This is a genomic window from Streptomyces sp. WMMB 322 (assembly GCF_900090145.1).
Classification (GTDB): domain Bacteria; phylum Actinomycetota; class Actinomycetes; order Streptomycetales; family Streptomycetaceae; genus Streptomyces.
On record NZ_FMHI01000001.1, the window covers coordinates 1 to 14,394 of the forward strand.

14 protein-coding genes and 1 rRNA gene are annotated in these 14,394 nt (G+C 69.0%); 6 read left to right on the plus strand and 9 right to left on the minus strand.

Translation table 11 applies throughout. The annotated features are described in order from the left end of the window. Positions 1–20: 20 nt before the first annotated feature. Positions 21–137 (plus strand): 5S ribosomal RNA (gene rrf / locus H180DRAFT_RS00005). Positions 138–370: 233 nt separating this feature from the next. Further along, positions 371–919, plus strand: a complete 549-nt coding sequence (locus tag H180DRAFT_RS00010) for a GNAT family N-acetyltransferase (protein WP_055483892.1) — start codon at positions 371–373, stop codon at positions 917–919. A gap of 139 nt (positions 920–1,058) precedes the next feature. Here H180DRAFT_RS00010 and H180DRAFT_RS00015 read toward each other — a convergent pair whose 3' ends face one another. From H180DRAFT_RS00015 to H180DRAFT_RS00035, 5 genes are all read right to left on the minus strand, one after another. Then, positions 1,059–2,477: a hypothetical protein gene (locus tag H180DRAFT_RS00015; RefSeq protein ID WP_254665803.1), complete on the minus strand. Its 1,419-nt coding sequence runs from the start codon at positions 2,475–2,477 to the stop codon at positions 1,059–1,061. Positions 2,478–2,479: 2 nt separating this feature from the next. Beyond that, positions 2,480–3,898 (minus strand): ATP-binding protein, encoded by a 1,419-nt coding sequence (locus H180DRAFT_RS00020; RefSeq protein WP_055483893.1) that lies wholly within the window; start codon positions 3,896–3,898, stop codon positions 2,480–2,482. A gap of 174 nt (positions 3,899–4,072) precedes the next feature. Next, positions 4,073–5,638 (minus strand): SCO6880 family protein, encoded by a 1,566-nt coding sequence (locus H180DRAFT_RS00025; protein WP_055483894.1) that lies wholly within the window; start codon positions 5,636–5,638, stop codon positions 4,073–4,075. Beyond that, entirely contained in the window at positions 5,635–6,948 is a 1,314-nt protein-coding gene (locus tag H180DRAFT_RS00030; protein WP_055483895.1) for a hypothetical protein, read from the minus strand. The genes H180DRAFT_RS00025 and H180DRAFT_RS00030 overlap by 4 nt, the downstream gene beginning before the upstream one ends. Continuing rightward, positions 6,938–7,795, minus strand: a complete 858-nt coding sequence (locus tag H180DRAFT_RS00035) for a DUF8175 domain-containg protein (protein WP_055483896.1) — start codon at positions 7,793–7,795, stop codon at positions 6,938–6,940. The genes H180DRAFT_RS00030 and H180DRAFT_RS00035 overlap by 11 nt, the downstream gene beginning before the upstream one ends. Positions 7,796–8,099: 304 nt before the next feature. On the opposite strand from H180DRAFT_RS00035, the gene H180DRAFT_RS00040 reads away from it, so the two are divergent. Further along, on the plus strand, positions 8,100–8,393 hold the full coding sequence (locus H180DRAFT_RS00040) for a YiaA/YiaB family inner membrane protein (RefSeq protein WP_055483897.1): 294 nt from the start codon (positions 8,100–8,102) through the stop codon (positions 8,391–8,393). Between the two features lie 114 nt (positions 8,394–8,507). Here the strand turns inward: H180DRAFT_RS00040 and H180DRAFT_RS00045 are convergent, their stop codons facing one another. The 3 genes from H180DRAFT_RS00045 to H180DRAFT_RS00055 form a co-directional block, all read right to left on the minus strand. After that, on the minus strand, positions 8,508–8,948 hold the full coding sequence (locus H180DRAFT_RS00045) for a VOC family protein (RefSeq protein WP_055483898.1): 441 nt from the start codon (positions 8,946–8,948) through the stop codon (positions 8,508–8,510). Positions 8,949–9,189: 241 nt separating this feature from the next. Next, positions 9,190–9,834 (minus strand): O-methyltransferase, encoded by a 645-nt coding sequence (locus tag H180DRAFT_RS00050; protein ID WP_055483899.1) that lies wholly within the window; start codon positions 9,832–9,834, stop codon positions 9,190–9,192. 388 nt (positions 9,835–10,222) lie between these two features. Further along, a complete protein-coding gene (locus H180DRAFT_RS00055) occupies positions 10,223–10,531 on the minus strand; it encodes a hypothetical protein (protein ID WP_016910415.1) in 309 nt (102 codons plus the stop codon). A 238-nt stretch (positions 10,532–10,769) separates the two neighbouring features. Here H180DRAFT_RS00055 and H180DRAFT_RS00060 point away from each other — a divergent pair, with 238 nt between their 5' ends. Further along, positions 10,770–11,687 carry a C40 family peptidase gene (locus H180DRAFT_RS00060; protein ID WP_079099792.1) on the plus strand — a complete coding sequence of 306 codons (918 nt, stop codon included), beginning with the start codon at positions 10,770–10,772 and terminating at the stop codon, positions 11,685–11,687. A gap of 317 nt (positions 11,688–12,004) precedes the next feature. Further along, a complete protein-coding gene (locus H180DRAFT_RS00065) occupies positions 12,005–12,781 on the plus strand; it encodes a phosphatase PAP2 family protein (protein WP_055483900.1) in 777 nt (258 codons plus the stop codon). A 107-nt stretch (positions 12,782–12,888) separates the two neighbouring features. Here the strand turns inward: H180DRAFT_RS00065 and H180DRAFT_RS00070 are convergent, their stop codons facing one another. Beyond that, on the minus strand, positions 12,889–13,131 hold the full coding sequence (locus H180DRAFT_RS00070) for a hypothetical protein (RefSeq protein WP_055483901.1): 243 nt from the start codon (positions 13,129–13,131) through the stop codon (positions 12,889–12,891). Positions 13,132–13,227: 96 nt separating this feature from the next. Here H180DRAFT_RS00070 and H180DRAFT_RS00075 point away from each other — a divergent pair, with 96 nt between their 5' ends. Further along, positions 13,228–14,229, plus strand: a complete 1,002-nt coding sequence (locus H180DRAFT_RS00075; protein WP_055483902.1) for an SCO4651 family lipoprotein — start codon at positions 13,228–13,230, stop codon at positions 14,227–14,229. Positions 14,230–14,394: the final 165 nt, after the last annotated feature.

The window sequence follows — 14,394 nt, forward strand, 5'->3', positions numbered from 1 at the left end:
GCCATGTGTGGGGGGTGTGTTTCGGTGGTCATAGCGTGAGGGAAACGCCCGGTTACTTTCCGAACCCGGAAGCTAAGCCTTACTGCGCCGATGGTACTGCATGCGGGAGCGTGTGGGAGAGTAGGACACCGCCGAACTCTTAGTAGGAGAAGCCCCGTTGGAGGGTGGCACAGCCACCACACCAACGGGGCTTCTTCATGCCCACATGACGGAGGATCAGTGGGGGCGTGCATGTGAGGCCCAAGTAGGGGAATGCGAAGAGTCTGGGAGTGCAACGGCGGGGTCGGCGTGGGGCGCCGGCCCCGCCGCTTCGTACCAAGAGCAGCGGTAATCAGTACTGGTGCCTGCACTGTTGCGGCAGTATCGGGGGATGGCGTACAAGATCCGGGCGGTGCTGGCCGAGGACTGGGCGTTGCTGCGTGAGTTGCGGCTCGCCGCACTCGCCGACCCTGTGGCGTCGGTGGCCTTCAACGAAACGTACGAGTTGAGCTCCCTGCGGGGCGACGACTTCTGGCGTCGCCGCGCAGCGCAGGGAACGCAGGGCTCGCTGGCGGAGACCTTCGTCGGAGAGGACGAGGAGGAGGGACGCTGGGTCGGGAGTGCGACTGTGCTGGACGAGGGCGAGAGTGCGCACGTGGTGGGTGTCTACGTGCGACCGGCGCACAGGGGGTCGGGGCTGGCGGCGCAGTTGTTCCAGGCGGTGGAGGACTGGGCATGTGAACGGCCGCGTGTGAAGCGGATGTTGCTGCACGTCCATGAACACAATCCGAGAGCCGAGGGTTTCTACCGGAAGATCGGGTATGTGCGCACGGGCGGGTTCGTGAGCGATCCGAAGGCGCCGGTGCTGAAAGAATTCGAGATGGTGCGGGAGTTGCCGCCTCGCTCTTCCCGGAGAAGCCCGGGTGCGGCCGTCCGATAAGTGACCTTCGAAGTGCTGAGCACAACAAGTCGGTGCCCGCCGACGCCGCGTGAGTGAGCAAATCGGGCCGTGCAGGGGCCAACCGCGGGTCTGTCGCCGGCAAACTGCTCCGAGAGCAGGCCTCTTGGGAACCGCAGCGCTAGACGGGGAGCTGGAGGATCGTCGTGAGTGGTGGGCCGAGCCGACCGGGGGATGACCGTGCGGCCATGCGCCGGCCGTGCTCGGCCACGCTCTGGGCAAGTGCGTTGAGGATGGGCATCAACTCGGGGTCGTCGCCCACCACATAGAGCGTTCCCGTCTCGTCGATGAACGATTCCAGCGCGATCCGATCAGCTCTCGAGGCCGTGCAAGCGTTGCGGATGTGGAGCTGCGAAAGCGGGGAGAGTACCCGGCGTACCAGCTCCATGGCGTGTCTGCGGCGTTCGGGATGACCGGTGAGGGTGGCTTCGAGTTCACCGGCGACCCCGGGCGACGCCTTGGGGTGGGTGCGGAGTGTCTGAACGGGGTCGGTCGGCGCCGTCTTTGCGTGGGCCCAGCGATGCACTTCGCGGAACGGCCGGTCGTCGAGGGCGGCGGCATGGAGCCATGAGCGCAGGAGAGTCTCGGCCGCGGAGTGCATCTCGGCGTCGATGGGACGCGAGGGGCGCAGCGGTGCGAGGAGTGCTGTGGCACGTGCCGCCGCGGTGGCCCGGTCGGAGCATCCGTGATGCGGGGACCAGCGCAGGCGGTCGGGTGTGTCGCAGAGCTGGCCGGGGTCGAAGAGGTGGACGGGACCGAGCTTCGCCCGGGAGTCCTTGGTCGCCCGCCACAGAGCTGGGTCGACTGTGGCGACGAGCACGGCTCCCGGGGCGTCCTGTACCCGGGTGGTCGCTGCCAGGTCGTCGCGGTCGTCGGAATCTGCGCCGTCGGCGTGGTTCTGCGCCGGCTTGCCGAGCCTTGCGGCGAGCGGTGCGGTAGCGGGGGTGGGCTGCGTGGGCGATGCCGTCACGGGCTCTGTGAACTCCCCTGGAGGAGTCGGTTTCCGGGACGTCCGGGTCCGTACGTGCGTGTCGGGCTCGGAGGCTTCCGCGGCGCGTGCGGCATCGCCCCGGGCTCGACGGGCGGCGCGTACCGCGCGGGCGCGGGTGACGGTGCCGACGGCGAAGACGGTGAGGACGGCCAGTATCAGCAGCTGCCCGATGAGCAGCCCCCAGAAGAGCCCGTATCCGGACAGCTGTGACGGGTTCACCTGCGGCCAGGCGCCGGCGAGGTCTTTCGGATCTGCCGCCAGGTCGCGCACGGCCATGGGCGTACGGGTGAAGGAGACGCCCTCTGGCCAGGAGCCGTGGGCGAGGAGACCCGCGATGCCGGTCGCGGTCCAGGTGAGGACGGTGGTGCCGAGGAGCAGCGCGAGCACACTGAGCAGAAGGCCGTCCGGGATGCCGCCTCCGCCCGCCCCGCCGCGGGACGGGCCGCGGCGAGGGGAGGGTGACGGGCCGTGCGGATGGCGTGGGCCGTCCTCGAAGCGTTCGCCGTGCGGGTGATCTTGGCCGTATCCGTGGTCGTGGTTGTACGGCATGGCTAGGCGACGGTCGAGTTGGAGGACGGCGGATGCTCGATGGCGAGGGCGCGGGCCTCCGCCTCTGCCTCCAGGTCGGCCTCCAGCGACGCGTCGAAGTTCTCGGGGGCGGACGACGCCTCCGTCATGGCGCGGTCGGTGAAGACCAGCGGCCGTTCCGCTTCCGTCACCAGGTGCTTCACGACCTGCACGTTGCCGTTGACGTCCCATACGGCGATGCCCGGCGAGAGGGTGGGGATGATCTCGACCGCCCATCTCGGCAGGCCGAGTACCTTGCCCGTGGCCCGCGCCTCGTCGGCCTTCTGCGCGTAAATGGTCCGTGTAGAGGCCATCTTGAGGATCGCGGCGGCCTCTCGTGCCGCGGCACCGTCGACCACGTCGGAGAGATGGTGCACCACCGCCACGAAGGACAGCCCCAGTCGGCGGCCGAACTTCAGGAGGCGCTGGAAGAGCTGAGCCACGAACGGGCTGTTGATGATGTGCCAGGCCTCTTCCACCAGGAAGATGCGCTTCTTCCGGTCCGGCCTGATCCAGGTGTGCTCCAGCCAGACGCCGACGATGGCCATCAGGATCGGCATGGCGATCGAGTTGCGGTCGATGTGGGAGAGGTCGAAGACGATCAGCGGAGCGTCGAGGTCGATGCCGACCGTCGTCGGGCCGTCGAACATGCCGCGCAGGTCGCCGTCGACCAGCCGGTCCAGGACGAGGGCGACGTCCAGGCCCCAGGCCCGTACGTCGTCGAGGGCGACGTTCATCGCTTCCGCCGACTCCGGCTTGGGGTGGCGGAGCCGCTCGACGATGTCGGTGAGGACGGGCTGGCGGCCGGCCGTTGTCTCGTTGACGTAGCTGTGAGCCACCTTCAACGCGAAGCCCGAGCGCTCGTCCAGGCCGTGGCCCAGGGCGACTTCGATGATCGTACGGAGCAGGGCCAGCTGCCCGGTGGTGGTGATGGACGGGTCGAGCGGGTTGAGACGGATGCCCTGGTTGAGGGCTGCCGTGGGGTCGAGACGGATGGGGGTGATGCCCATCTCCTCGGCGATGAGGTTCCATTCGCCGACGCCGTCCTCGCCCTGCGCGTCGAGCACCACCACCTGGCGGTCGCGGAAGCGGAGCTGACGCAGCACGTACGTCTTCTCGAGCGCCGACTTGCCGTTTCCCGACTCGCCCAGCACCAGCCAGTGCGGGGCGGGAAGTTGCTGTCCGTAGAGCTGGAAGGGGTCGTATATGTATCCCTTCCCGCTGTAGACCTCGCGTCCGATGATGACGCCGGAGTCGCCCAGGCCGGGAGCGGCCGTGGGCAGATACACGGCCTGGGCCTGACCCGTGGAGGTGCGCACGGGCAGCCTCGTCGTCTCCGTCTTGCCGAAGAGGAAACTGGTGAAGGCGTCGGTGATTGCTGTGAGCGGATCGAGCGCGGCCATGGGAGATCCTTCAGCCCCTTCCGCGGCGCATGCCGGTCGGAGACGTCGCGGATGCCGCGGTCCGGACGAAGTGCGGTGCACCGGCGGGCCTGCGGTGGTCCAGGACCCACCGTCGCGGCCGTGCCGGACAACTGCCGTGCGGGCAGCGGCCGTTGATCATGTTGCGCGTCCTCCTCAGCGGCGGATACCGGTCGCGAACGGCAGTGTGTTGACGAATGCCCGGTGATGCTCCCTGTCGCACCACTCGAGCTTCAAGTAGCTCTTTCCGGCCGAGGCGCGGATCGTGCGCTTGTCACGGGCCAGCGAATCCGCCGAGCGCGAGGAGACGGTGATGTAACCGACGAGGTTGACTCCCGCAGCGCCCGACGCCAGGTCCTCGCCCCGCTGGTCGACGCGGCCGTGCGCGGCGATGTCGCGAGGGTCGATGGTGCGGTTCATCTTCGCCTGGCGGCTGGCCTCCGCGTCGTCGTTGGTCTTCTCGGTGAGCATCCGCTCGATTGCCAGCTCCGTGGGCTCCAGATCCATCGTCACCGACACCGTTCGGATCACGTCCGGGGTGTGAACGAGCAGCGGGGCGAGGAAGTTGACGCCGACGGGTGTCATCGGCCATTCCTTCACCCACGCCGTCGAATGGCACCACGGTGCGCGGGTCGTGGACTCGCGTGTCTTGGCCTGGAGGTACGTCGGCTCCATCGCGTCCAGCTCGGCCGGCCAGGCATTGCGCTTCGACATGGCCTGGAGATGGTCGATGGGGTGGTCCGGGTCGTACATGGAGTGGATCAGCGAAGCCAGACGGGCCTGTCCGAGCGGCTGACGCACGCGGATGTCGGCCTCCGTCAACCGGGCGCAGATGTCGGTCAGTTCACGGGCCATGATGATCGCCAGGCCCTCGTCCTTCGTCAGCTTCCTGCCGGAACGGCCCACGGAGCGCTGTGCCGCCTTGGCGATCGTGGCTCCTTCCGCAGCGAGTTCACGCCCGTAGTGCATGCACGCCACGAGATAGGCGCGGTGCTGCTCGCTGGAGGTGGAGACCATCGACTGGAGCTGGTCGTAGGAGTCGCGCAGCCAGGGGGCGGAACGGTCGTCTCCGCGCTGCTCGACGTCTTTGGCGTGTGCGTCCGGATCGGCGGGCAGCGTACGGGCCAGCATCTGCAGGCGCGTGACGAAGCCGTCGCCGTTGGCCACATGCTTCAGGAGTGTGCCGAAGCGGTCGACGAGGGCTTCCTGGTCCTCGCTGTCGCGGAGCCCCACGCCCGGCCCCTCGATCTCGATGCACGCCGTGACCGTACGGCGGTCGGCGTGCAGCAGCACCGCCAGCTCGTCCGGGCCGAAGGGCGCCGTCAGCCAGTTGATGCGTCCGACGCCGGGCGGCGGGCCGACCTCCACCTCGCGCCCGTCCAGGCGTGTGCCCGCCTCGGCCACGTCCGAGCGGTACACGGCGCCGCCGCTGCGCAGCAGCCTGCGGTACGAGCGGTTGATCTCGAACCACTTGTAGAAGGTGCGGCCCTTGAACGGCACGTAGATCGCCGCGAGAGCCAGCATCGGGAAGCCGACGAGGGCAGGGATGCGGAACGCGAGCACGGGAATGAGCAGGCCGCTCATCATGCCCAGGAACGCGCCCGTGATGATCAGGCCGATCTCGCCGGTCTCCCGGTTCTTGCCGATCACCGCGTTGGGCCGCGCCCGGCCGATCATGTACGTGCGGCGGGGAGCGGCGGCAGTGTGGGATGCCGTCGTCACCTGCGGTCACCTCCGGTGCGGTTGCCGCCGCCGCTTCGGGCCGGGCGGTTCGGTGCGGAACGGTCGTACGTGCGGGGGGTGGGCGGCGCCTGCGGGCGGGGAGCCTCGCTGCTGCCGCCTCCCCCGCCGCGTGTGCTGTGCGCGGCCACACCGCCGGAGACCTGGCCCGCGGCCTGCTGCTTCGGGCCGCCCTGCCCGCCGCCGGACTGGCCGCCTCCGCCGCGGGCGCTGTGCGTGTTGATGCCCTGCCGTACGAGTGCGGCCGGCGAGGAGACGACGGCTGCGGCGGAGCGGGACGCCGGATCGCGGGAGGAGTTGCGGTGGTTGACGATCTCGTCGCCGAAGCCGGGGACGAAGCGGTAGATCATGGCGCTGGCGAAGATCGCCAGGACGATGATGGCGAGTCCGGAGACGATCGCCGAGAACGCGTCCGGACCGTCCGACGACGACAGGGCCCCGGCCAGCCCGAGCACGATCACGATCACCGGTTTGACGAGGATGACCGCGATCATGATCCCGGCCCAGCGGCGGACGTGGCCCCACATGTTCTTGTCGACCAGGCCCGCGTAGACGGCCGTACCGAGCAGCGCGCCGACGTACAACAGGGCCGCCCTGACGACCAGTTCGAGATAGAGGACACCCGCAGCGAGCACGGAGATGAGTGACACGACGATCAGCATGATCGGACCGCCGCCGATGTCGTCGCCGTTCTTCAGCGCTTCGGAGAACGTCCCGAAGAACTTGTCCGTCTGATCGGACGTGCCGGCCGCGACGATGTCCGTGACCGCGTCCGTCGCCGACACGACCGTGTAGAGGATGAGCGGCGTGAACGCCGACGCGATGACGGTCAGCCAGAGGAAACCGATCGCTTCGGTCATGGCCTCCACGAACGGAACGCCACGGATGGCACGCTTGGCGACGGCGAGCAGCCAGATGGTGAGCGTGAGGATCGTCGACGCGGCGAAGACGACTGCGTACTGGCGCAGGAACTCGGGGTTCGTGAAGTCGACGTTCGTGGTCTTGTTGACGAGTTCGGAGAGTTTGTCGACGGTCCACGCGGCGGCTTTGGCGCAGCCCTCGGCGAGCGACGACAGCGGGTCGAGCGTGCTGGGCGGATCGACGGCGCCCCCGCCTCCCCCTCCGTCGTCGCCTTTTTCGCAGTACTCCTTGGCGGGGCCGACGATGAGGTCACAGTCCTCATCGGGCTTCGGCTCGGCGGAAACACGGGTCGCCAGCAGCAGAGCGAGCGCCTGCGTCCCGGCCAGCAGCGTGGCGATGCCCGCGGCACGACGGCGGATCTCAGCGCCCATAGGTGAAGCCTCCGTACTGGCCGACCGCATCTGCGATCTCCTCGGCGCCGGATGCCCTGTTGTCACCCTCGACCGGTGCGGGACCGTCCTTCTGCTTGAACGTCCTGACCTTCCAGTCGCCGTTCACCCACTCAAGTCCCAGTCGCATGGTGAACCAGTCGCTGGTCACCGGATTCTTCGACCCTTGCCCAGCCATGCCGTAGAGGCCTGTGCACCAGACGTCCATCTGGGCACTGCTCTCATCGAAGCTCACGGACTTGGTGCCGACCGGAGTGGTCCGCGAAATGTAGGTCATGTCTTCCTCGGGATTGCCCTCCGCGTCGAGCCCAAGCTTTTTCAGGAAGCTCTCCGAGTAGGCCTTGTCCATTTTGGACCGCATCGTTTCCGTCTCGTCCGGCACGAAGACCTGCTCGATGATCCCGTCGCGCTTGCCCGGCTTGATGATGTCCGAAGAGACAAGCGCCACCGCGTAGTTCGCCGCTGCGCTTTCCGCGCCCTGTTGGGACTGCGGGAAGCCGGACGCGATGCCGCCCTTTGCGCCCTTGACCGGTTTCTGTCCCGTGGGGGCCGTCGGTTGCGCCTCGCCGGGCTTCTTGCTGTCCGAGTCGCCGCCTCCCTCGTCGCCGCCCTGGTTGGCGAAGGCGATCGCCGCGATCAGGAGGACTACGACGCCGACGATCGTGACGATGCTGCGCCCCGGCCGTGCGGGGGGTCTCCCGCCGCCCTCGCCGCCCGGAAGCCGTGTCCGGGTCGTGGTGAGGCCGGCCGGGCCGCGGCCGTATCCTCCGGCCGTGTCCTCGTCGCCCGTACGGTCGCGTTCGCCGTACCCCTCGCCGCCGATGCTCATCCCGGACGTGCCCCCTCGAACCTCATACACAGTCAACTGTCGTCAGTGCATTGTCTCCTCAAACGAAGGTAGCTGTGTCACTGGCCGTACGGGGGGCCTGTGGACAACCGGTGACGCAGCGTCTTGTCATGCGGTACGCCTGTTGCCCCCCGCGTCTCACTGGGCACTTCCCGCCTCGCAGGCGTCACGGCTGCCACAGGGGCGCGCACAGGGGCGTACGGAGGCTCCGGGGTCCCCATGGACACGGGCAGAACCGAGTAGTTCTACTCAGGTGCGCCGCCGTGCCGCCCGGCATGCTTCTGCCATGACTACGCCATCGGTTCAACGGCCCACGACTGCAGTCTTCTTCGCCCAGTCGGCCATTGCCTTCGGTCTGTCCTTGACGGCTGTTCTCGCAGGGATCGCGAAGCTTCCCGTCGGGGCCTGGGAGCGAGCCTTCCTCGGGCTCGGTCTCGTCTTCGTCGTCTCGTCGGCCTTCACGCTCGCCAAGTGCGTCCGCGACAGGCAGGAGGCGGAAGAGATGACGAGCAAGGTCGACAGGGCCCGCGTCGACAGACTGCTCACCGAGCAGGACCCGTTCGACCCGAATCGTGTCTGACGGCCCGAACCCCGTGTGTCTGATGCCTGACCGCCTGACGCCTGACCGTCTGATGCGTGGCCGCCTGCTGCGCAACCGCCTGGCCGCCTGACCCTCCGGCCGCCTGAGTGTCCGTTACTCCGCGGCGCCGAGGTGGACGCGGCCCGAATCGTCCACGGACCAGCCGGGGTTGTAGCAGATCTCCCAGATCACGCCGTTGGGGTCGGCGACATGGCCGTGGTAGCCGTTGAAGACCGGGACCGGTCGCGGGGACTTGACCAGGCGTGCGCCGGCAGCGACGGCCGCGTTCACGACGCTGTCCACCGCTTCCCGGCTGTCGACGTTGTGGGCCAGCGTCACGCCCGACGTGCTGGTGTCGGGCACCGCGCCGGCGATGTCCTCGCGGAACTTCTCGGCGTCGAAGAACCCGAGCACGAGCCCGGGGCCGGTCTGGAAGAAGATGATCTCCTCCGGCACGTCGGCGAGCGGTTCCCAGCCGAGGCCGTCGCGGTAGAAGCGGCGAGCGGCTTCCAGATCCCGCGTCGCGAGCGTGATGAAGTGGGTGCGCTGGTCCATGCGGTGAGTTTGGCATGATTCGCGCATGTGACAGGACGGTGTCGTCCTGTTCGTCCTCGGGCGAGGCGCGAAGGCGCTGTGCGGCGGGGCACGAACCGGCCGCGCGTTACCGCGAGTTCACGGCTTGGAAAGGTCGGGCGAGCGCCGCATTCCCGTGGGCGGGCCGGACGGCCGGCGGGGGCGGGCTTCGTCCACAGGTTGTGGATACCGTGACGCGGTCACGCACTCCGGTCCGGCCCCGTCAACGCTTCCGCACGAGCGTGACTCCGTCGCGCAGCGGAAGCATCACCGACTGGACGCGGCTGTCGGCCGTGATCGTGTCGTTGACCTGGCGGATGGCCCGGTCCGCGGCGTCCTGCGCCGAGGGGTCGACGACGCGGCCTCCGCGCAGCACGTTGTCCAGGACGATCAGGCCGCCCCGGCGCATCCGCGGAACCAACTCCTCGTAGTACGCCGGGTATCCGGTCTTGTCGGCGTCGATGAAGGCGAAGTCGACTGCCTGATCCGTGGGCAGCGCCCGCAGCGTTTCGTCGGCCGGGGCCAGGCGCAGGTCGATGCGGTCCGTCAGCCCGGCGCGTTCCCAGTACCGGCGGGCCACGGACGTCCACTCCTCGGAGACGTCGCACGCCAGCAGGCGCCCGCCCTCGCTGAGGCCGCGGGCGATGCAGATGGACGAGTAGCCGGTGAAGACACCCACCTCCACTGCGAGGGAAACCCCGGTCAGTTGGGTCAGCATCGTGAGGAACTCGCCCTCGTCGTGCGAGATCTGCATCGTCGTGCCCGGAACCAGCTGGTGCGTCTCCTCGACGAGGTCACGGAGTACGTCGTCGGCGGGGGAGGCGTGGGCGAGCAGGTAGTCCTCGAGGGCGGGGTTGACGATGTCCATGCGTCTCCGGAGTTCTGTGACGTGGGTGGTGTGCTGTCGCCGCGGCGAGGCGCTGAAGCGGCACGGAGGACGGGCTGGAACCGGCGGCAGCTGAGGGGATTGACTGAGGTTCGGGCGGGCCAGGACTTCACCAGTACGGAACGCCGAGTGGCGTCGCACCAAGTGACGCTGCCGGATGGTCAGGTGGTGGTGCTGGATCAAGGCGCGGGAAATGCACGGTAGTCGGGGCGGTGCGGAGCTTTCCGGGGTGACCGGGATCACCGTCGCTGTGGTCGGCGCGCAGAGGCGGGGCCCGTCGCACGGCGCCCGTACGGGCACAGCGGCGGAAGGCATGAACTCGACGTGCCCCGGCGTCCGTTCGCCGTCAGGGGCCGGCAGACCGGTGCGGTCAAACGGCCATTCCGTAGACGATCGTGAAGAGTGTGCCGAGCGACCCGATGATGAAGACGCCCGTCAGGCCCGCGACGATGAGGCCCTTGCCCTGCTCGGCGCTGAAGGTGTCCCGGAGGGCGGTGGCGCCGATGCGCTGCTTCGCCGCGCCCCAGATGGCGATCCCGAGGCAGAGCAGGATGGCTATGGCCATCACCACCTCGATCATCACCCGGGCCTCGTTGCCCAGCGATCCGAACGGGCCCCAGTCGGGAGCGATTCCGCCGATGATGGTGGTGATGTCGCCCTTGTCGGCCGCCAGAAACATGGTGAACTCACCGCCCCATGTCGGAGATTGAACCTGCAGTAAGGGAATGAAGGTTGAGTGAGGATACGGCGCGCGTGTTCGCTACGCCCAATCGGATTCTGTCATGAGTCGGACGGGATGGGCAGTGAACCACGCTGGCATGAGGGATGGTTGAGTAGTGCGCGTGCGTGGTGGTGCGGGTCGCAGGAAGGTCTGGCTGCTGGGAGTCGGCGGCGGGTTAGGGCTGTTCGCCGCCTTCATGGCGCTCCTGGTCGTGGGTACGTATGTGGCGGCGGCCCATCTGGGCGGCGCCGGACGGGCCGTGGGTCTGGCCAAGGGCGCCGTTCCGACGGCGTACCAGGGCTTGGTGCAGAAGTGGGGCGCGCTGTGCCCGGCGCTGAACCCGGCGCTGCTGGCCGCGCAGCTCTACCAGGAGAGCGGCTGGCGGACCGATGCCCGCAGCAGCGCGCAGGCGCAGGGCATCGCCCAGTTCATTCCCGGGACTTGGGCCACTCACGGCATCGACGGCGACGGCGACGGGGACCGTGACGTGTGGGACCCGAAGGATGCGATCCCCTCCGCGGCGAGCTACGACTGCAAGCTCGCCTCGTACGTGAAGGACGCCCCCGGCGACCCGACGGAGAACATGCTGGCCGCCTACAACGCCGGTGCGTACGCGGTCATCAAGTACGGGGGCGTGCCCCCGTACCGCGAGACGAAGAACTACGTGTCGACCATCCGGAAGATGGAGCAGAGCTTCGCCTCCACCAAGGGCCGCGTCGATCCGTCCAAGCGCGCGGCGGGGGCCATCTACTACGCGCAGAAGAAGCTGGGCACGCCCTACCTGTGGGGCGGCAACGGGACGCCGGAGCAGGACGGCCGGTTCGACTGCTCGGGCCTGACGCTGGCGGCGTACCGAAGCGTGGGTGTGCAGCTGCCGCGCGTGGCCAACGACCAGTGGAACAGCGGGCCGCACCCGAAGCGCAACGAACTCCTCCCCGGTGACCTGGTCTTCTTCGGCACCGACTTGAACAACTCGCGCTCCATCGACCACGTCGGGATCTACGTCGGCGGGGGCCACATGATCAATGCGCCCTACACCGGGGCGAAGATCCGCTTCGACCCCATCGACACCCCGAACTACTTCGGAGCCACGAGGCCGAGCGGCGACGGGTGAACCGACAGGGCTGATGTCACGTCACATCACCGCACAAGTGTGCTGCGGGTGGCAGCCGTTGGAGCCGTGAGGGTGGTGTGCGGAATCGTGTAACCATGACAGGACGCTGCGTGAGGGACACTTCCTGAGCTGGGAAGACCGATCACCCTTCGGTAACAGCCGGGTGATCGTTCGGTAGACCCGGAACGAGCAGTGCGCCAACGGGCGTTCCCTTGGCAGCGGAAGACACTTCCGCATCAGGGCCACGGGGGTACGGGGCGACGGGGGTCGACGGCGGCACGAGACCACGAGCACAGCAGAGTGAGGTCAGCATCACGATGGCAGTTTGGGACGACCCTGATGTCGACCTGCTCTATGAGATCAACGGCGTGGCCGAGTCCGCCCCCGGTTGGGCGGACCGTGCGATGGGATTCGTCGGTGAATACGGCGTCATCGCCGGGCTCGTGCTGCTGGGGCTCCTCGCATGGTGGCGCGTGGCCCGCCGCAGGGAAACGCGCGAGGAGGCGGTCTCCGCCTTCGCGGGGCTGATGTGGACGCCGCTGGCTGCCGGAATCGCGCTGCTGGTGAACATCCCGATCAGGGAGTTCGTGGAGCGACCCCGTCCGTTCCTCGAACACAAGGGCCTCGAAGTGCTCGTGCAGGGCAAGGACGACTACTCGTTCGTCAGCGACCACTCCACGCTGGCCATGGCTCTGGCGGTGGGGATCTTCATGGTCCACCGGCGCTACGGGCTGCTGGGGATCGTGCTCGCAGTGCTGGCCGGCTTCAGCCGCGTCTACATGGGGGTCCACTACCCGACCGACGTGGTCGGCGGGCTCGCTCTCGGCGCGGCGATGACGCTGCTGCTGGCCCCGGGCGCGAGTTGGGCACTGACTCCGCTCGCGCGCTCGCTCGCCGGTTCACCGCGCGCGGGCGCGCTCGTGTGGGTGGGGCCCGGGCGTCGCGCCGAGGACGTGACCTCGGCGCTGCGGGAGGAGCCGGTGGAGCAGCCGGCTGAGGCCCCCTCGGTGGAGGGTCCGACCGGTGGTTCCGGTGCCGCCGAGCCTGCGAGGCGCTGCCACGGCGGCCCCGATGACAGCGACTTGGCCGCCTAGCCGGAAGAGCATCGGCCTCTGCCCCTGCAGCTGCCGCTGCCCCTGCACCTGCTCCTGGGCCCGGACCTGGGCCCGTTCGGATCGTGTTCGGACGGGAGCGCCTCGCGTCAGCGGGGGCCGAGGACGTCTGCTTCTCCGGCTCCCCCGTCCCCCGGTACGCGGTGGCCCGGGTCGCCCTCGAACGACCCGACGTGCTCCTCCCCGTCGGCGCGGGAGGTGTCCCTCGCGCGGCGGGCCGGCCCGAGCCAGCCGCACGAACAGCGGGCGTGGCAGAAGGCGCCCCGCTCGACCGTCGAGGTGCGGTGTCCTTCCTGCCCGCGGTCCTCGTCCGGCTCGGCTCGATCTCGCACCTGCCAACCGTATCCGTCCCCCGTGACGGTCGGCCCCGGCCTGTCGTTAACGGATCGAATCCCGCGGACAGGATGCTTGTTGGGGGCCGGCAGACGATGGTTGCGCAGTGGCTGGGGGGCCGCAGGCACGCGTGGGTCACTCTCGTCGCGGCGGTCGCCGTGGGGTCTTCGCTGCTGCTGACCACAGGGTGCACGGACGACGGCACGGCCGTCGCCAGTGACAGGAACCCGCAGAGTGCGTCCGGTGAACGCGCTCCCTCCGGCCACCCCTCCGGGACGCGCCTCGGGACGGATGGGCTGCCCCGCCGTCCCGTCCCGTCCGACCCCCGCGAGGCAGTGCGGGAGGCCGCCGAGGCGCTGTCCGAGTACGGCACCTCACGGACCCGCACATCCATGTCGATGGCGAGCGGCGGCACCCGTATCGCCGTCGAGGGTGAGGGCCGATTCGACTACGGCAAGGGCGCGGGCAGGCTCACGGTGCGGCTGCCGGAGGGCACTTCCGGGGCGCGGCCCGGTGAGCGCCGCACCGTCACGGAAATCGTCGTTCCCGGAGCGCTCTACATGAAGAACCGGGGTGCCGGCGTGCCTGCGGGGAAGTGGGTGCGTGTGGACACGGACTCGCTCGCCGACGGGAACCTGATCACGGCCGGTGCGACCGACCCTGTGAGCGCGGCCGAACTGCTGCGCGGCGCACGGCAGGTGACGTACGACGGGAAGACGCGCACGGCCGGCGGCACGGTGCTGCGGCGCTACCGCGGCACGCTCGACCTGGCAGCCGCCGCGCGGGCGGCGTCCGGACACCGGCGGGAGCAACTGGAGGCGGCGGCGCACGGATTCCCGGAGAGAGTCGTCCCGTTTGACGCTCAGATCGATGGGCAGGGGCGCCTTCGGAAGGTTCGGCACCTGTTCACCTTCGCGGGCGGTGCGCCGGGCGGCCGGGAGGGGACGAAGCCCGGTTCCGGAGCGGATGCCGGAAGCGGCGCCGGCGGTGGAGTCGCGGTCTCGTCGACAACGTGGTTCTACGGCTACGGCGTTCCCGTGAAGGTCGAGATGCCGGAACCGGACGACATCTATGCGGGAAAGATCGCGCCGTTCTAGGAGTCCTGGACCGGGTTCGCACGGCACGCTCCGCCTGCGGTGACGAGTGCGAAATGGTTCGGAATTGCCATGTGCGGAGGGTGCGTCCGTCCCTACTGTGGGGATACATGAGGAGGTGGTGCGTGTGCCTGGAGGCGTTCCCGGTGTACCCGGTCGCGGTTCGCG

What these genes read in the sequence shown, in the direction of transcription:
- H180DRAFT_RS00015 (WP_254665803.1), bottom strand. Translation starts at nt 2,477, where the DNA reads ATGCCGTACAACCACGACCACGGATACGGCCAAGATCACCCGCACGGC.
- H180DRAFT_RS00020 (WP_055483893.1), bottom strand. Translation starts at nt 3,898, where the DNA reads ATGGCCGCGCTCGATCCGCTCACAGCAATCACCGACGCCTTCACCAGT.
- H180DRAFT_RS00035 (WP_055483896.1), bottom strand. Translation starts at nt 7,795, where the DNA reads ATGAGCATCGGCGGCGAGGGGTACGGCGAACGCGACCGTACGGGCGAC.
- H180DRAFT_RS00060 (WP_079099792.1), top strand. Translation starts at nt 10,770, where the DNA reads ATGGCGCTCCTGGTCGTGGGTACGTATGTGGCGGCGGCCCATCTGGGC.
- H180DRAFT_RS00075 (WP_055483902.1), top strand. Translation starts at nt 13,228, where the DNA reads ATGGTTGCGCAGTGGCTGGGGGGCCGCAGGCACGCGTGGGTCACTCTC.
- H180DRAFT_RS00050 (WP_055483899.1), bottom strand. Translation starts at nt 9,834, where the DNA reads ATGGACATCGTCAACCCCGCCCTCGAGGACTACCTGCTCGCCCACGCC.
- H180DRAFT_RS00045 (WP_055483898.1), bottom strand. Translation starts at nt 8,948, where the DNA reads ATGGACCAGCGCACCCACTTCATCACGCTCGCGACGCGGGATCTGGAA.
- H180DRAFT_RS00065 (WP_055483900.1), top strand. Translation starts at nt 12,005, where the DNA reads ATGGCAGTTTGGGACGACCCTGATGTCGACCTGCTCTATGAGATCAAC.
- H180DRAFT_RS00055 (WP_016910415.1), bottom strand. Translation starts at nt 10,531, where the DNA reads ATGTTTCTGGCGGCCGACAAGGGCGACATCACCACCATCATCGGCGGA.
- H180DRAFT_RS00040 (WP_055483897.1), top strand. Translation starts at nt 8,100, where the DNA reads ATGACTACGCCATCGGTTCAACGGCCCACGACTGCAGTCTTCTTCGCC.
- H180DRAFT_RS00030 (WP_055483895.1), bottom strand. Translation starts at nt 6,948, where the DNA reads ATGGGCGCTGAGATCCGCCGTCGTGCCGCGGGCATCGCCACGCTGCTG.
- H180DRAFT_RS00010 (WP_055483892.1), top strand. Translation starts at nt 371, where the DNA reads ATGGCGTACAAGATCCGGGCGGTGCTGGCCGAGGACTGGGCGTTGCTG.